14 protein-coding genes and 1 other annotated feature are annotated in these 16,134 nt (G+C 44.0%); all 14 genes read left to right on the plus strand.

The genetic code is table 11. The features are described 5' to 3' along the window. Positions 1 to 2 precede the first annotated feature (2 nt). Positions 3 to 1,409 (plus strand): cysteine--tRNA ligase, encoded by a 1,407-nt coding sequence (gene cysS, locus HNR44_RS16760; RefSeq protein ID WP_184405598.1) that lies wholly within the window; start codon positions 3 to 5, stop codon positions 1,407 to 1,409. After that, a complete protein-coding gene (locus HNR44_RS16765; RefSeq protein WP_184405601.1) occupies positions 1,406 to 1,801 on the plus strand; it encodes a Mini-ribonuclease 3 in 396 nt (131 codons plus the stop codon). Before cysS ends, HNR44_RS16765 begins: the two co-directional genes overlap by 4 nt. Then, positions 1,801 to 2,562: a 23S rRNA (guanosine(2251)-2'-O)-methyltransferase RlmB gene (rlmB, locus tag HNR44_RS16770; protein ID WP_343069571.1), complete on the plus strand. Its 762-nt coding sequence runs from the start codon at positions 1,801 to 1,803 to the stop codon at positions 2,560 to 2,562. Before HNR44_RS16765 ends, rlmB begins: the two co-directional genes overlap by 1 nt. After that, complete coding sequence (locus HNR44_RS16775; RefSeq protein ID WP_184405606.1) at positions 2,559 to 3,071, plus strand: NYN domain-containing protein; 513 nt, start codon at positions 2,559 to 2,561, stop codon at positions 3,069 to 3,071. The genes rlmB and HNR44_RS16775 overlap by 4 nt, the downstream gene beginning before the upstream one ends. Positions 3,072 to 3,141: 70 nt before the next feature. Beyond that, positions 3,142 to 3,792, plus strand: coding sequence for an RNA polymerase sporulation sigma factor SigH (gene sigH / locus HNR44_RS16780; RefSeq protein ID WP_184405609.1), 651 nt, complete (start codon positions 3,142 to 3,144; stop codon positions 3,790 to 3,792). A gap of 296 nt (positions 3,793 to 4,088) precedes the next feature. Then, complete coding sequence (gene secE / locus HNR44_RS16785; RefSeq protein WP_184405612.1) at positions 4,089 to 4,283, plus strand: preprotein translocase subunit SecE; 195 nt, start codon at positions 4,089 to 4,091, stop codon at positions 4,281 to 4,283. Positions 4,284 to 4,372: 89 nt separating this feature from the next. Beyond that, a complete protein-coding gene (nusG, locus tag HNR44_RS16790) occupies positions 4,373 to 4,909 on the plus strand; it encodes a transcription termination/antitermination protein NusG (protein ID WP_184405615.1) in 537 nt (178 codons plus the stop codon). 140 nt (positions 4,910 to 5,049) lie between these two features. After that, complete coding sequence (gene rplK / locus HNR44_RS16795; RefSeq protein WP_184405618.1) at positions 5,050 to 5,475, plus strand: 50S ribosomal protein L11; 426 nt, start codon at positions 5,050 to 5,052, stop codon at positions 5,473 to 5,475. 138 nt (positions 5,476 to 5,613) lie between these two features. Beyond that, entirely contained in the window at positions 5,614 to 6,312 is a 699-nt protein-coding gene (gene rplA / locus HNR44_RS16800) for a 50S ribosomal protein L1 (protein WP_184405620.1), read from the plus strand. A 38-nt stretch (positions 6,313 to 6,350) separates the two neighbouring features. Further along, positions 6,351 to 6,503, plus strand: a sequence feature (ribosomal protein L10 leader region). An 83-nt stretch (positions 6,504 to 6,586) separates the two neighbouring features. Next, entirely contained in the window at positions 6,587 to 7,093 is a 507-nt protein-coding gene (gene rplJ, locus HNR44_RS16805; RefSeq protein WP_184405623.1) for a 50S ribosomal protein L10, read from the plus strand. 22 nt (positions 7,094 to 7,115) lie between these two features. After that, positions 7,116 to 7,481: a 50S ribosomal protein L7/L12 gene (gene rplL, locus HNR44_RS16810; protein ID WP_184405625.1), complete on the plus strand. Its 366-nt coding sequence runs from the start codon at positions 7,116 to 7,118 to the stop codon at positions 7,479 to 7,481. 111 nt (positions 7,482 to 7,592) lie between these two features. Continuing rightward, a complete protein-coding gene (locus HNR44_RS16815; protein WP_184405627.1) occupies positions 7,593 to 8,213 on the plus strand; it encodes a class I SAM-dependent methyltransferase in 621 nt (206 codons plus the stop codon). A gap of 446 nt (positions 8,214 to 8,659) precedes the next feature. Further along, positions 8,660 to 12,202 (plus strand): DNA-directed RNA polymerase subunit beta, encoded by a 3,543-nt coding sequence (rpoB, locus tag HNR44_RS16820; RefSeq protein ID WP_184405629.1) that lies wholly within the window; start codon positions 8,660 to 8,662, stop codon positions 12,200 to 12,202. Between the two features lie 281 nt (positions 12,203 to 12,483). After that, positions 12,484 to 16,095 carry a DNA-directed RNA polymerase subunit beta' gene (gene rpoC / locus HNR44_RS16825; protein ID WP_184405632.1) on the plus strand — a complete coding sequence of 1,204 codons (3,612 nt, stop codon included), beginning with the start codon at positions 12,484 to 12,486 and terminating at the stop codon, positions 16,093 to 16,095. Positions 16,096 to 16,134 lie beyond the last annotated feature (39 nt).

The raw sequence follows: 16,134 nt of genomic DNA on the forward strand, positions 1-16,134 counted from the left end.
CGATGGGTGTACAAATGTACAACACGTTAACGAAACAAAAAGAGACGTTTCGCCCCATTGAAGAGGGTAAGGTCAACATGTACGTGTGCGGACCCACAGTCTATAACTATATCCATATTGGCAATGCAAGACCTGCTGTCGTCTTTGATATGATTCGACGCTACCTGATTTATCGCGGGTATGACGTTCAGTATGTGACCAATTTTACGGATGTCGATGATAAGATCATAAATGCGGCGCAAGAAGCAGGAGAAGATGTGTTTGCTTTAGCGGAAAAGTTTATAGACAAATTTTTCGAGGACACCTCTGCCTTGGGAGTGAAACGAGCAGATATTCATCCGCGTGTAACGGAGACGATGGATGATATTATTGCCTTTATTGAAGCGTTAATCGAAAAAGGATACGCATACGAATCCGGTGGGGACGTTTACTTTAAAACGAAATCTTTTCCGGATTATGGGAAGCTCTCCGGACAATCCACCGATGATCTTCAGGCCGGTGCCCGTATCGAGGTGGGAGAGCAAAAGCAAGATCCGCTGGACTTTTCGCTTTGGAAGCGGGCGAAAGAGGACGAAGTCTCCTGGGACAGTCCATGGGGGTATGGACGTCCAGGTTGGCATATTGAATGCTCCGCCATGGTGAAAAAATATTTAGGGGATACCATTGATATCCATGCTGGAGGGCAGGATCTGGCCTTCCCGCACCATGAAAATGAAGTGGCCCAATCAGAAGCATTAACGGGGCAGCAAATGGCAAATTATTGGCTTCACAATGGCTATATTCAGATTGATAATGAAAAAATGTCAAAGTCCCTCGGGAATTTTGTTTTAGTCAATGAATTGATACGTGAACATGATCCTCAAGTCATTCGCTTTTTTATTTTACAAGCGCACTATCGTCATCCATTGAATTTTAATTCCGAGTTGGTAGAAGCCTCAGGAGCAGGGCTTTCCAGAATTCGTAACTTCTTAGAAAACGTCCGCCACCGTCACCGGACGAGTGCAGATTTTGCGGATGGTACGGAATGGTTGAAAAAGATTCAGACCTTTAAAGGTCGCTTCATTCATGAAATGGACGATGATTTTAACTCTGCAAATGCGATTACTGTTCTTTTTGATTTTGTGAAAGAGGGAAACCTCTATTTGCAAGAGCCCCATACTTCTAAAGAAGTATTACAGGAGGTCATGAATACATTCGAAGAGTGGGGCGAGGTTTTAGGGCTCTCATTTTTTGCAGAGGAAGAGCTATTGTCTGAAGACATCGAGGATTATATTGAACAACGGGTAAAAGCGCGAGAGCATAAAAATTTTCAAGAAGCGGACCGAATTCGCGATTTACTAAAAGAAAAGGGAATTGTACTTGAAGATACACCCCAAGGGACGCGTTGGAAGCGGGTGTCCTCATTATGAGCACGGTTGATGCCAGGCAGGTGAATGGTCTTGCGCTCGCTTATATTGGTGACGCGGTTTATGAATTATACGTACGGATGCAGTTGTTGCAGGCAGGTTATACGCGCCCGCAACAACTGCATGATAAAGTGACTTCTTTTGTCAGTGCCAAGGCACAGGCGGACCTTTTACACTATTGGTTGGACAACAAGCGGCTATCTGCGAGTGAAGAAGCCATCGTTCGCCGTGGCCGCAATGCAAAATCCGGTGGAATTCCGAAAAATACAGATGTAACAACGTACCGGCATAGTACAGGTTTTGAAGCGCTTATCGGATATCTGCATCTTACCGAAGAGGATGAACGTTTAACGGAGTTATTTTCGGATGTGCCGCGAGAATGGGAGGGAGAATAGTGAAAAATCAATCTGAATGGTTAATCGGCCGAAATCCTGTTCTTGAGGCTCTTCAATCCTCTTCTTCCGTCCAGAAAATTTGGGTGGCTGAAGGAATTAAAAAAGCATCCATTCAAGCAATCATCTCCAAGGCTAAAGAAAAAAATATCGTCATTCAATACGTTCCCCGGCAAAAAATCGACCAACTTACAGGTCAGAAAAATCATCAGGGAATTGCCGCTTCCATCTCTGCTTATGAATACGCGGAATTGGATACGCTCTTTGAACGCGCGGCTCAAAAAGAACAGGCGCCATTTTTCCTTATTTTAGATGGGATCGAAGATCCGCAAAATTTGGGGTCGATTTTAAGAAGTGCAGATGCAGCTGGTGCAGACGGTGTGATTGTTCCTAAACATGGGGCTTGTGGTCTTACCCGGACAGTAGCAAAAGCATCTACAGGAGCCATTGAACATGTACCCGTTGTTAAAGTCACAAATCTTTCGCGCACGATGGCTGAACTTAAAAAACAGGGATTGTGGATGGTGGGCAGCGATGCACGTGGACAAGCCGATTACCGCGAACTTGATGGTGATATGCCTATTGCCTTAGTGATTGGCAGTGAAGGAAAGGGAATGAGCCGCCTCGTAAGGGAATCATGTGATTTTCTATTTCGCATCCCGCTTCTTGGGGAGGTTTCTTCTTTGAATGCCGCTGTCTCTTGCAGCCTTCTCATGTATGAGGTGCAACGGAAAAGGCACCCTGTAGGAGATGTTTCGGGATGAAGGAGATTGTGCTTGTCGATGGTTATAATATCGTAGGCGACTGGCCGGAATTAAAAAAGGTTAAAGAGCATTCGCTCATCGAAGCGCGTGATTTACTCATTGAAAAGATGGCTGAATATCAAGCCGTTACGGGTAGAAGAGTGATCATTGTCTTCGATGCCCACATGGTGAAAGGAACCGGGAGCAACCATTCACAGCATCGTGTTGAAGTCGTCTATACACGGCAGCGGGAAACAGCCGATGAACGCATTGAAAAACTGGTAACTCAACTGAAAAATATTGAAACCCAAGTGTACGTAGCAACCTCCGATTATGTTGAGCAATCCGTTACATTTGGGAGTGGCGGACTGCGTACATCTGCGCGTGAATTAAGAATTCAGATGAACGATGTGGAACAGCATATTTCCAAGAGCGTTTCGCAAGTAAAAAAAGAAACTCAGCATAAAAATTTTGTTATATCGAAGGAAGTCGCTGAATTTTTTGACAAGTGGCGTCGAAATGACGGTTGAGTTATTGACGTGATGTTTAAGACTCCTATATACTAAGGTACACATCGAAAGTTGGGGGCGAGGGATTGTTGTGAATGCACACCTCATAGAGAAGAAACATCGTAACGTTGAGGAGACAGAAGACGAGAAGCTTGTAAAAAATGTGCACCGCGGAGACTCCACTGCGTTGGAACAACTGATTCACAAGTACAAAAATTTTGTACGGGGGAAAGCTCGCGCCTATTTCTTGATCGGGGCTGATCATGAAGATATTGTGCAAGAGGGCATGATTGGTCTCTATAAAGCGATTCGTGATTTTAAAGGAGACAAGCTTTCCTCATTTCGTGCTTTTGCGGAGCTATGTATTACACGACAAATTATTACCGCGATCAAAACTGCTACCCGTCAAAAGCATATCCCTATGAATTCTTATGTATCCTTAGACAAGCCCATTTATGATGAGGACTCCGATCGAACCCTTATGGACGTCGTTTGTAGCTCGGTAGTCAGTAACCCTGAGGAAGTATTAATTAACCAAGAAGAACTCGACGACATAGAATTAAAAATTTCTGAAGTATTGAGCGATCTCGAACAAGAAGTACTTCGACTTTATCTGGATGGTCGCTCTTATCAGGAAATTTCTGCAGATGTTAATCGGCATGTGAAGTCAATTGATAACGCATTGCAACGCGTGAAACGTAAACTAGAACGTTTTGCAGAAATAAAGGGGGTTGCACTTTAGCACGGTATTAAATGACAGAATCTTCGATGGTTTTTGATATTTAGTGAGATGAGGGGGACTGCAGGAATGATGGTTCGGAGGACCGTCTCCCTGTGAGTGCTCTTCTTTTATGGCTCGGAACTTTTGAAACTCAACAAATTGACAGATAAGTCTTTTTATGATAGTATTTAAAGGCATAAATATGTGAACGTAAATTTATAAAGGATGATACTTAAAACACCGGTTACGGTTGTTTTTTTATGTTTGAAAATATTTTATAAATGTTATGTGTGGACAGGCACTGGGGGTGTCTTACAATGGCCGGGATTTTTAGAAGTAGCTGGAAATTCCTGCGCGAAGTCGGAAAGGAAATGAAACGTGTGACTTGGCCGACGCCGAGGGAGTTGTTCAAGTACACGAGAATCGTGATCGTTACGGTCATTTTCATAACGATCTTTTTTGCGCTGGTAGATGCCGGATTATCTTATCTTTTCGAAACGTTTCTTGCCTAGGTGATTTGGATAGATTAGTAAGATGATACCAAGTAAAAATGAATGTGTGATTAAGGAAGGAGGAGAGGGATCAGCCGGTCCGATATGATATGGAGAAAAACTGGTATGTAGTACACACGTATTCCGGTTATGAAAATCGGGTGAAGATCAATCTTGAAAAGCGTGTGGATTCTATGGAAATGCTCGATAAAATCTTTCGGGTGCTCGTTCCTGTGGAAGAAGAGAAAGAAACGAAGGATGGCAAGACGAAGACGGTCACGAAAAAGACATTTCCGGGGTATGTTATCGTTGAGATGGTTATGACCGACGACTCTTGGTACGTCGTTCGTAATACTCCTGGAGTAACTGGGTTTGTTGGCTCTTCTGGAGCGGGTACAAAGCCGACTTCTCTTTTGCCGGATGAGGTCGATTCGATCTTAAGGCAAATGGGAGAAGATGAACCAAAAACTGAGATTGATCTTGATTTGAAAGAATCGGTGAAGGTGAAAGAAGGGCCGTTTACAGATTTCACAGGTACTGTCGAGGAAATTATTGCCGAGAAACAAAAGGTTAAAGTTCATGTAAACATGTTTGGTCGTGAAACACCTGTGGAGTTAGAGTTTCATCAAGTTGAAAAAATCAACTAGTAGTTTCATTAGGACTTGCGGTTTATCCGCTGAGATGATATGATTTTTGGTGTTTGCTTTTTCGGTCAAATGATCGAGCGAATGAGTGGGAGGGTGTCTCTGCCCGAAACACCACAATATGAACGAAGGAGGTGTGTCGCGTGGCTAGAAAGATAGAGAAGGTAGTTAAGCTACAGATTCCTGCAGGTAAAGCCAACCCGGCACCGCCAGTCGGTCCTGCCCTTGGTCAGGCTGGTGTAAATATTATGGGCTTTTGTAAAGAATTTAATGCTCGTACTCAAGAGCAAGCAGGGACGATTATTCCTGTTGAAATCACCGTTTACGAGGATCGCTCGTTTACGTTTGTTACAAAGACTCCACCAGCTCCTGTATTGCTTAAGGAAGCTGCAGGTATTAGTGGTGGTTCTGGTGAACCGCACAAGACGAAGGTTGGCAAGGTAACTGCCGATCAAGTTCGTGAAATTGCGGAAGCAAAAATGCAAGATTTAAATGCTGAGGATACAGATGCAGCAGTGCGGATGATTGAAGGCACTGCAAGAAGCATGGGAATCACGATTGAAGGTTAATCGTTAAAAGGCCATAATCTCAATCTCATTTGCTTAGGTTGCGAAATAGTTGGATTCGCAGCCTTCGTTTGAGGAGGAAGGTTATGGTCAAACGTGGGAGGTTAAACCGTTAAAACCACAAAAGAGGAGTTGAAATAAGTGCCTAAAACACAAGGTAAAAAAATTGTAGATGCGAAAAAACAAGTGGATTCGTCCTATCAGTATCCGTCTGTTGAAGCTTTAGAACTGGTGAAAAAAATCGCTCCGGCGAATTTTGATGAAACAGTTGAAGCGGCTGTTCGTTTAGGAGTAGATCCACGTAAAGCCGACCAGCAAATCCGCGGTGCCGTCGTTCTTCCTCACGGAACTGGAAAAACCCAGCGTGTTCTCGTTTTTGCTAAAGGTGAAAAAGCGAAAGAAGCTGAAGAAGCGGGTGCAGATTTTGTAGGTGAGGATGATCTTGTTAACCGTATCCAACAAGGATGGTTGGATTTTGATGTCGTCGTAGCGACACCGGATATGATGGCTCAAGTTGGTAAGCTGGGCCGTGTACTTGGTCCAAGGGGGCTTATGCCAAACCCTAAAACGGGGACAGTAACCATGGACATTACTCAAGCAGTGAATGAAATCAAAGCTGGTAAAGTTGAGTATCGTGTAGAAAAAGCAGGAAATGTTCATGTTCCGATCGGGAAAGTATCGTTCGATGTTGAGCAGTTGAACGAAAACCTGAAGATGATTGTCGATACGCTTTTGAAAGAAAAGCCTTCTGCAGCTAAAGGGACCTATTTACGCAACATTGCTGTTTCCTCTTCGATGGGGCCAGGTGTAAAAGTAACTACTGCCGGTTTGAATGCTTGACATCCTCGCAACCATTTCTTATACTAATGTTTGTTAAATAAAATATAATTTTCGAGCCGTAGACAGCAGGTGTACATGCGTGTACTTAATTTCCTGCCGAGGTATCTTACGTCATAGAGAACGTTTTTCTGAATGTGAGGACCTTTTTATGTCTGCGAGTACAGTATAAAAAGGTCCTTTTATATGTTCATGCATTGACAATATAAAAGCTTAGGAAAAGCCAGGTTTTTAGTAAGATACGATAACGGCAATAAACTTATCAGGAGGTGGAATAATGAGTACAGTCATCGAGCAAAAACAGACGGTTGTTAATGAGATTGCTGAGAAGCTTTCGAATAGTGAATCCGTTATTCTCGTTGATTATCGCGGCCTCAATGTTGCCCAGTCTACTGAATTGCGCCGTCAACTTCGTGAAGCTGATGTTGAATTTAAAGTTTACAAGAACACGATGACGCGTCGTGCGACAGAAGAGACGAACTTTACAGGGATAGATGAATTTCTCGTCGGCCCTACAGCGATTGCCACCAGTCGTACAGATGCAGTGGCGGCTGCAAAAGTCTTGCATAACTTTTCTAAGGAAAATAAAGAGCTTGAAATTAAGACAGGGATTATCCAGGGAGATGTAACAGCGGTTGAAGATATTAAGCAAATCGCCGAACTTCCTTCCTACGATGGACTTGTCGCTATGCTTCTCAGTGTGTTACAAGCGCCGTTACGAAATTTTGCTTTGGCTTCCAAAGCTGTCGCTGATCAAAAAGAAGAAAACGGAGAAGAATCCTAAACAATAGAAGGAGGAAGTAAAAATGGCAAAAGAACAAATTATTGAAGAAATCAAAGGAATGACCGTTCTTGAATTGAACGATCTTGTAAAAGCTATTGAAGAAGAATTTGGTGTTACTGCAGCAGCACCAGTCGCTGTTGGCGGCGGTGACAGTGGAGAAGCCGCCGAAGAAGAACAAACAGAATTTAACGTTGTATTGAGTGACGCAGGCTCTTCCAAGATCAACGTTATTAAAGTGGTTCGTGGTATTACAGGTCTTGGGCTTAAAGAAGCTAAAGCACTTGTTGATGGTGCACCAGAAACACTTAAAGAAGGCGTAAGCAAAGAAGATGCTGAAGACATGAAGAGCCAGCTTGAAGAAGCAGGCGCTCAAATTGAAGTGAAATAAGTGCGCAAGTAAAAGCTTCCCTGTTTGATTTAAGCGGGGAGGCTTTTTTAGCCTGTATTAGAATCTCCGTGATGGAACTGGTGACCTGGGGAGATAGAGGAGAAGTGGTGGATGCTTGAACACTATTACAACGAACAGCCTCAAGTTCAAAGCGATGAGCAAGCCTTTGAGACTTCGATCAGAAATGATAAGTTTTCTTTCACATCGGATCGGGGTGTTTTTGCAAAAGGTGGAATCGATTTCGGTAGTCGCTTATTGATTGAAGCATTTGTGGAACCGGATATTTACGGCCAGATATTAGATATGGGCTGTGGTTACGGTCCGATCGGGATTGCACTTGCGAAGATAACGGGTCGAGATGTAACCATGACCGATATAAACGAAAGAGCGGTTCAACTAGCTGAAAAGAATATTACTCAAAATAATGCACCGTGGGTAAGGGTCGTAGCAGGAGATCTTTATTCGGGGCTGGGAAATGATGAACGATTCGCTGTCATTGTGACTAACCCGCCGATTCGGGCAGGAAAAGCAGTTGTTCATCGTATGATTTCAGAAGCAGGCAATTATTTATTGGCGGATGGATCGTTATGGATGGTGATTCAAAAGAAGCAGGGAGCCCCTTCCGCGAAAAAAAAGCTTCAGGAGTTATACGAAGAAGTTAATGTAGTGGAGAAAGATAAAGGGTATTACGTATTTAAGGCGCAAGGCTTTCGAGAGCCAGGTGCAAAATGACCTTGTACAAACAAAAAAAGTGTTTGACTCTTAACCTTATTCGTGGTACTATTATTTAATGCGTATAATCGTCTGATTTTCAAGGAGATTTTTTGATTGGTAAGTATAAAGGTTATTGGATAGGGGAATACTAGTAGAATGCGAAAAATTTGGTATGACGATAATGCCATATTTTAATTGCGTGTGCAAAAAAGAGGGATAATAGAGATTCATAGTTCGGTGCCAGAGCGCTAGCGTCGATGTTGTCGCAGGAAATGTTTTCCGGACTGTTTGAGCATTCTCTTTAACTCTTTTTTTCATTCTACTATGTGTTTGCTTTCCTGTATATAACTGTCGGCATCATTCTTTTCATGAAGAATGTTCTTTTTCCCTTCCCTGTGCAGCTAGGTCTGGCCGAGGCCTTTTAGGGATCGTTAAACAATACGCGGATTTGAGGGGTGAATTCGTTGACAGGTCAACTCATTCAGTATGGACGCCATCGCCAGCGAAGAAGCTACGCTAGAATTAGTGAAGTCATGGATCTTCCTAATCTCATTGAGATTCAAACAGCTTCATACCAGTGGTTTCTTGATGAAGGGATACAAGAAATGTTCCAGGACATTTCCCCGATTGAAGATTTTACTGGCAATCTTGTGTTAGAATTCATCGATTACAGCCTTGGTGATCCGAAGTATTCCGTTGAAGAATCAAAAGAGCGGGATGTTACTTATTCCGCACCATTGCGGGTGAAAGTCCGTCTCATGAACCAGGAGACTGGTGAAGTGAAGGAACAAGAAGTATTCATGGGCGATTTTCCATTGATGACAGATACAGGTACATTTATTATCAATGGCGCCGAACGTGTCATCGTTTCCCAACTTGTCCGTTCTCCCAGCGTTTATTATAGCCGAAAAACCGACAAAAATGGAAAGAAAGGTTTTACAGCTACGGTGATTCCAAACCGGGGAGCCTGGATGGAAATGGAAACCGATGCAAAAGATATCGTCTATGTGCGTATTGATCGGACACGTAAAATTCCGGTAACCGTCTTGTTACGGGCACTGGGCTTTGGTGCTGATCAGGATATTCTTGATTTGATCGGTGAAAATGAGTATTTACGGAACTCATTAGAAAAAGATAACACAGATGATACGGAAAAGGCACTATTAGAAATTTATGAGCGGTTGCGTCCAGGTGAACCTCCTACGGTAGACAATGCCAGAAGTTTGCTGGAATCCCGCTTCTTTGATCCGAAGAGGTATGACTTAGCTAATGTCGGGCGCTATAAAATCAATAAAAAATTACACATTAAAGATCGTCTCTTTAATCAGGTGCTTGCTGAAACGCTCGCTGATCCAGAAACCGGGGAAGTGATTGCTGAGGAAGGTGCACTTATTGATCGAAGAACGCTTGACCGCTTGCTTCCTTACCTTGAAAACGGCCTCGGATTTAAGACCTATACGGTTGCTGATGGCATTGTAGAAGATGACCACGATGTTACCGTACAGTCTATAAAAGTTTATGCTCCCAATGATACTGAAGGAGAGCAAACGATTCAGGTAATCGGTAATGGTGGCATTGATAGTAATGTCAAGAACATTACTGCTGAAGATATTATCGCCTCTATCAGTTATTTTTTCAATTTGCTACACGGTGTCGGAGGAACGGACGATATTGACCATCTTGGAAACCGCCGTTTGCGCTCCGTTGGTGAATTGTTGCAAAATCAATTCCGAATTGGGTTATCACGAATGGAACGTGTCGTTCGTGAACGGATGTCGATTCAAGACCCAGGCCAAATCACACCGCAGGCGTTAATTAATATCCGTCCGGTGATTGCTTCTATCAAAGAGTTCTTCGGCAGCTCTCAACTTTCACAGTTTATGGACCAAACAAATCCACTGGCTGAACTGACACACAAACGACGTTTATCTGCGCTAGGTCCTGGCGGTTTAACAAGAGAGCGCGCGGGCATGGAAGTTCGTGACGTTCACTATTCCCACTACGGTCGGATGTGTCCAATTGAAACGCCGGAAGGTCCCAACATTGGATTGATTAACTCCTTGTCCAGTTATGCAAAAGTGAATGCATTTGGCTTTATGGAGACACCTTATCGACGTGTGGACCCGGAAACAGGGGCCGTTTCAGAGCAGGTTGATTATTTAACTGCGGATGAAGAGTTGAATTACGTCGTTGCACAGGCGAATGCGAAACTTCATGAAGACGGTACATTCGCTGATGATCATATCATTGCACGCTTTCGTGAAGAAAATACAATCGTAGCGAAAGAGCGCATTGACTATATGGACGTTTCACCGAAGCAGGTCGTTTCTGCAGCAACAGCATCGATTCCTTTCCTTGAAAATGATGACTCCAACAGGGCATTAATGGGAGCGAACATGCAGCGTCAGGCAGTACCTTTATTAGAGCCGGATGCACCATTGATAGGTACAGGTATGGAGTACGTGTCAGCGAAAGATTCAGGAGCTGCTGTAACTGCACATCATCGCGGGATCGCAAAACGTGTGACTGCTAGGGAAATTCGTATCCGCCGCCTTGAAGAAGTGAACGGAAAAGAAGTAGAAACGGATGATGATGTTTATAGATTATCTAAGTTTATCCGTTCCAACCAAGGCACTAGCTACAATCAACGCCCGATCATAAGTGAGGGAGACGTTATTGAAAAAGGAGAAGTCCTTGCCGATGGGCCATCCATGGATAAAGGGGAAATGGCCATTGGTCGAAACGTATTGACCGGGTTTATGACATGGGATGGTTACAACTTTGAAGATGCGATTATTCTCAGTGAACGACTAGTAAAAGATGATGTCTTTACATCGGTTCATATTGAGGAGTATGAATCTGAATCGCGTGATACAAAACTAGGTCCTGAAGAAATTACTCGCGATATCCCTAACATCGGTGAAGATGCCCTCCGTAACCTTGATGAACGGGGAATCATTCGCATCGGTGCTGAAATTAAGGATGGCGACATTCTTGTTGGTAAAGTTACCCCGAAAGGGATGACAGAGCTTACAGCTGAAGAACGTTTGCTTCATGCGATTTTCGGTGAGAAGGCACGTGAAGTTCGAGACACGTCACTACGTTCACCTCACGGCGGAGATGGAATTGTACTCGACGTTAAGATTTTCAATCGCGATGATGGTGACGAATTGCCGCCAGGGGTCAATCAGTTAGTTCGTGTTTATATCGTACAAAAACGGAAGATTCACGAAGGAGATAAAATGGCAGGCCGTCATGGGAATAAAGGAGTCATTTCCCGGATTTTACCTGAAGAGGATATGCCGTATATGCCAGATGGGACGCCGATTGACATGATGTTAAACCCGCTTGGTGTGCCATCCCGAATGAATATCGGACAAGTGCTGGAAATGCATTTAGGCATGGCTGCCCGTGATCTTAACCTCCATATGGCTACCCCAGTATTTGATGGAGCACGCGAGGAAGATGTGTGGGAAACACTTCAGGAAGCTGGCATGGCCAGAGACGGTAAAACGGTATTGTATGATGGACGCAGCGGTGATGCTTACGATAACCGAATTTCCGTTGGGGTCATGTACATGATTAAGCTGGCGCACATGGTCGATGATAAACTTCACGCACGTTCAACCGGTCCATATTCCCTTGTTACGCAACAACCGCTTGGCGGGAAAGCCCAATTTGGGGGTCAGCGCTTTGGAGAAATGGAAGTTTGGGCACTTGAAGCTTATGGTGCAGCTTATACCCTTCAAGAAATCTTGACGGTAAAATCAGACGATGTTGTTGGTCGTGTGAAAACGTATGAATCCATTGTTAAAGGTGAAAATGTACCGGAGCCGGGAGTTCCGGAATCGTTCAAAGTATTAATCAAAGAACTTCAAAGTCTAGGCATGGACGTAAAGATGCTCTCCAGCAATGAAGAAGAGATTGAAATGAAAGAGCTGGATGATGAAGAAGAGCAGGGAAATGACAAAATGAACCTAAAACTGGAGTCTACGGAGAACGCATAAGAAATCGTTCAAAAGAGGAGAAATAGAACCTGAGAATTCCCAGAATAGCGGCTTTGAGCAACGGACGGAAGCTGGTCGCTACGAAAGCAATACCCTGCATGAAAACAGGTTTTTCTAGAAGGGGTCTGTGGCTGACGCGGAATTCAAGCAGCTATCTTTCCCGTACGTTTTGAACACCTATAAGAAGAACGGCCCTAGAGAATTAGGGTCGCTCTTTACCTCTTATTTCGTCTCTTTAAGCCCCTTTGACAACTCGAGCGCAGGAAAGGGAGGGTCCCCCTTTGATAGATGTCAATAACTTCGAATACATGAAAGTCGGTCTTGCATCTCCAGATAAGATTCGCAGTTGGTCTAGAGGAGAAGTGAAGAAACCTGAAACCATCAACTATCGGACGCTTAAACCGGAAAAGGATGGTTTATTTTGCGAACGTATTTTTGGTCCTCAAAAGGACTGGGAATGTCACTGCGGGAAATATAAGCGTGTTCGCTATAAAGGTGTGGTCTGTGACCGTTGCGGTGTAGAAGTCACGCGCGCTAAGGTTCGCCGTGAACGTATGGGTCACATTGAGTTAGCAGCTCCTGTATCTCATATTTGGTATTTTAAAGGTATTCCAAGCCGCATGGGTCTAGTCTTGGATATGTCTCCGCGCTCCCTTGAAGAAGTGATCTATTTTGCTTCTTATGTAGTAACGGATACAGGTGATACACCACTTGAGTACAAACAACTGCTTTCTGAAAAAGAATACCGGGCCTATTATGATAAATATGGCCGTTCCTTTACCGCACAAATGGGTGCAGAAGCGATCCGCAAAATTTTATCAGACCTAAATCTAGATAAAGAAGTAAAAACTTTAAATGATGAGTTGGAAACAGCTCAAGGCCAACGTCGAACACGTGCCATTAAGCGCTTGGAGGTATTGGAGGCTTTTCGTCATTCTGGGAATCATCCATCCTGGATGATTATGGATGTTCTGCCAATCATTCCACCTGAATTACGTCCAATGGTGCAGTTAGACGGTGGACGTTTTGCTACTTCTGACCTCAATGACTTATATCGCCGTGTCATCAATCGTAATAATCGTTTGAAGCGTTTGCTTGACCTTGGTGCTCCAAGTATCATTGTGCAAAATGAAAAGCGGATGCTTCAGGAAGCTGTTGATGCACTCATTGATAACGGAAGGCGTGGCCGGCCAGTTACAGGCCCAGGGAATCGTCCTCTTAAATCACTTTCTCATATGCTTAAAGGTAAACAGGGGCGTTTCCGCCAGAACTTACTCGGTAAACGTGTAGACTACTCCGGTCGTTCTGTTATCGTGGTTGGTCCTAACCTAAAAATGTACCAGTGCGGGCTTCCGAAAGAGATGGCATTAGAACTATTTAAACCGTTTGTTATGAAAGAACTGGTAGCCAATGGTCAAGCGCACAACATTAAAAGTGCTAAACGTAAAGTTGATCGTGTGCAGCCGGAAATATGGGATGTACTTGAAGAGGTAATCAAAGAACATCCGGTATTGTTGAATCGTGCACCTACACTGCACAGGTTAGGCATCCAGGCTTTTGAACCTACGCTCGTAGAAGGTCGTGCCATTCGTTTGCACCCACTCGTCTGTGCAGCATACAATGCTGATTTCGACGGTGACCAAATGGCCGTTCACGTCCCACTGTCTGCAGAGGCACAAGCAGAAGCGCGTGTCCTTATGATGGCAGCCCAAAATATCTTGAATCCAAAAGACGGAAAACCGGTCGTTACACCTTCACAAGACATGGTTCTTGGAAACTATTATCTAACGCTAGAACAGGAGAATGCGGTAGGTGAGGGTTCCATATTTAAAGATGGAAATGAGGCCTTAACCGCATATCAAAATGGATATGTTCACTTGCATACGCGTATTGCACTTCCGGCTAATTCATTGAACAAAACAACATTCCCGGAAGGTGCGGAAAATAAGTTATTGTTAACAACGATCGGCAAACTTATTTTCAATGAGATTCTGCCAAGCTCCTTCCCATATATTAATGAGCCGACTGCGGAAAATTTGGAGCGGGAAACACCAGAGAAGTATTTAATTCCTAAGGGATCAGATGTAAAAGCAGTCCTGGCAGAAACCGACCTCGTTCTACCGTTCAAAAAGGGCTTTTTAGGAGATATCATTGCTGAAGTATTTAAGGTATTTCAAGTCATAGAAACCTCCCGTATGTTAGACAGTATGAAGGATCTTGGTTTCTATTATTCGACAAAAGCAGGCCTTACTGTAGGTGTCTCTGACGTCGTTGTTCTTTCGGAAAAGCAAGAGCTGCTGGATGAGACCGACGAGAAAGTCGAGCGTGTAATGAAGCAGTTTAGACGTGGTTTAATCACGGAAGAGGAACGTTATGACAAAGTGATCTCCCTATGGAGTGAAGCAAAAGACACCATTCAAAACCGGCTCATGAAAACACTCGACCGTTCGAACCCGATCTATATGATGAGTGATTCTGGTTCTCGTGGGAATGCTTCTAACTTCACCCAACTTGCAGGTATGCGTGGTTTGATGGCAAATCCATCGGGAAAAATTATCGAACTTCCTATCAAGTCGAGCTTTAGGGAAGGTCTTACAGTATTGGAGTACTTTATTTCCACTCATGGTGCTCGAAAAGGTCTTGCAGATACCGCGCTTAAAACCGCTGACTCAGGTTACTTGACACGTCGACTCGTTGATGTGGCGCAAGATGTTATCGTTCGCGAAGACGATTGTGGAACGGATCGCGGCCTTCTCGTTGAGGCCTTGCGTGACGGAACTGAAGTGATCGAAGGTTTATATGACCGTCTCGTCGGTCGTGTAGCATTCCAAACCGTAAAGGATCCAGAAACTGAAAACGTGATTGTGCGGAAAAATGAACTCATTAGTGAAGACACAGCAAAAGTAATTGTGGATGCAGGTGTTGAAAAGGTAGTTATTCGGTCTGCATTTGCATGTGATACTTCTCATGGGGTTTGTAAGAAATGCTATGGTCGTAATCTAGCGACGGGCAGTGACGTAGAAGTTGGAGAAGCAGTCGGAATTATCGCTGCCCAATCCATTGGTGAACCAGGGACACAACTTACAATGCGTACCTTCCACACCGGTGGTGTTGCTGGGGACGATATTACCCAGGGTCTTCCGCGTATTCAAGAACTCTTTGAAGCCCGTAACCCGAAAGGTCAGGCTTTGATCAGTGAGCTTGCAGGTACGGTGAGTGAAGTTCAGGATACAGGGGATAAAAAGGATATTGTGATCAAGGGTGAATTCGAATCAAGGTCCTATACGACAGCTTACGGTGCAAGGCTCAGTGTTGCTGAAGGTGATGAAGTCGAAGCCGGTCAAGCGCTTACGGAAGGATCTATTGATCCGAAGGAACTGTTGAAAGTTACTGGATTAAAAGAAGTCCAGGAATACTTGCTTAAGGAAGTTCAGAAAGTCTACCGTATGCAAGGTGTTGAAATTGGTGATAAGCACGTAGAAGTTATGGTTCGGCAAATGCTCCGTAAAATACGTGTGAATGACTCAGGCGATACGAAAATACTTCCGGGTACATTGGTGGAAGTTAATCAATTTAACGAGGCCAACAAAGATGTACTCAAAAAAGACAAACGTCCAGCTGTTGGAAACCCGATTATTCTCGGGATTACAAAAGCATCGCTTGAGACGGATTCCTTCTTATCAGCAGCTTCATTTCAGGAGACAACGCGTGTGCTTACAGATGCAGGGATTAAAGGGCGCACAGATGAACTTCTCGGCTTAAAAGAGAACGTCATCATCGGGAAGCTCGTACCTGCAGGAACAGGTATGCAACGCTATCGCTCCTTAGAAGCGAGCATTGCAGATGAAAGTGATGAAGAAGCAAAAGAACCGGAAAGTGCTTTATACGACTAAAAGTTTGTTGACACAATCATGCCCCTTTGTTACGATATC

This window comes from Geomicrobium halophilum (assembly GCF_014207655.1).
Classification (GTDB): domain Bacteria; phylum Bacillota; class Bacilli; order Bacillales; family Marinococcaceae; genus Geomicrobium; species Geomicrobium halophilum.

Bases quoted from the DNA above. Each gene is read 5' to 3' on its own strand.
- HNR44_RS16765 (WP_184405601.1), top strand. From the start codon at position 1,406: ATGAGCACGGTTGATGCCAGGCAGGTGAATGGTCTTGCGCTCGCTTAT.
- secE (WP_184405612.1), top strand. From the start codon at position 4,089: ATGGCCGGGATTTTTAGAAGTAGCTGGAAATTCCTGCGCGAAGTCGGA.
- HNR44_RS16775 (WP_184405606.1), top strand. From the start codon at position 2,559: ATGAAGGAGATTGTGCTTGTCGATGGTTATAATATCGTAGGCGACTGG.
- rplJ (WP_184405623.1), top strand. From the start codon at position 6,587: ATGAGTACAGTCATCGAGCAAAAACAGACGGTTGTTAATGAGATTGCT.
- cysS (WP_184405598.1), top strand. From the start codon at position 3: ATGGGTGTACAAATGTACAACACGTTAACGAAACAAAAAGAGACGTTT.
- nusG (WP_184405615.1), top strand. From the start codon at position 4,373: ATGGAGAAAAACTGGTATGTAGTACACACGTATTCCGGTTATGAAAAT.
- rplL (WP_184405625.1), top strand. From the start codon at position 7,116: ATGGCAAAAGAACAAATTATTGAAGAAATCAAAGGAATGACCGTTCTT.
- HNR44_RS16815 (WP_184405627.1), top strand. From the start codon at position 7,593: ATGCTTGAACACTATTACAACGAACAGCCTCAAGTTCAAAGCGATGAG.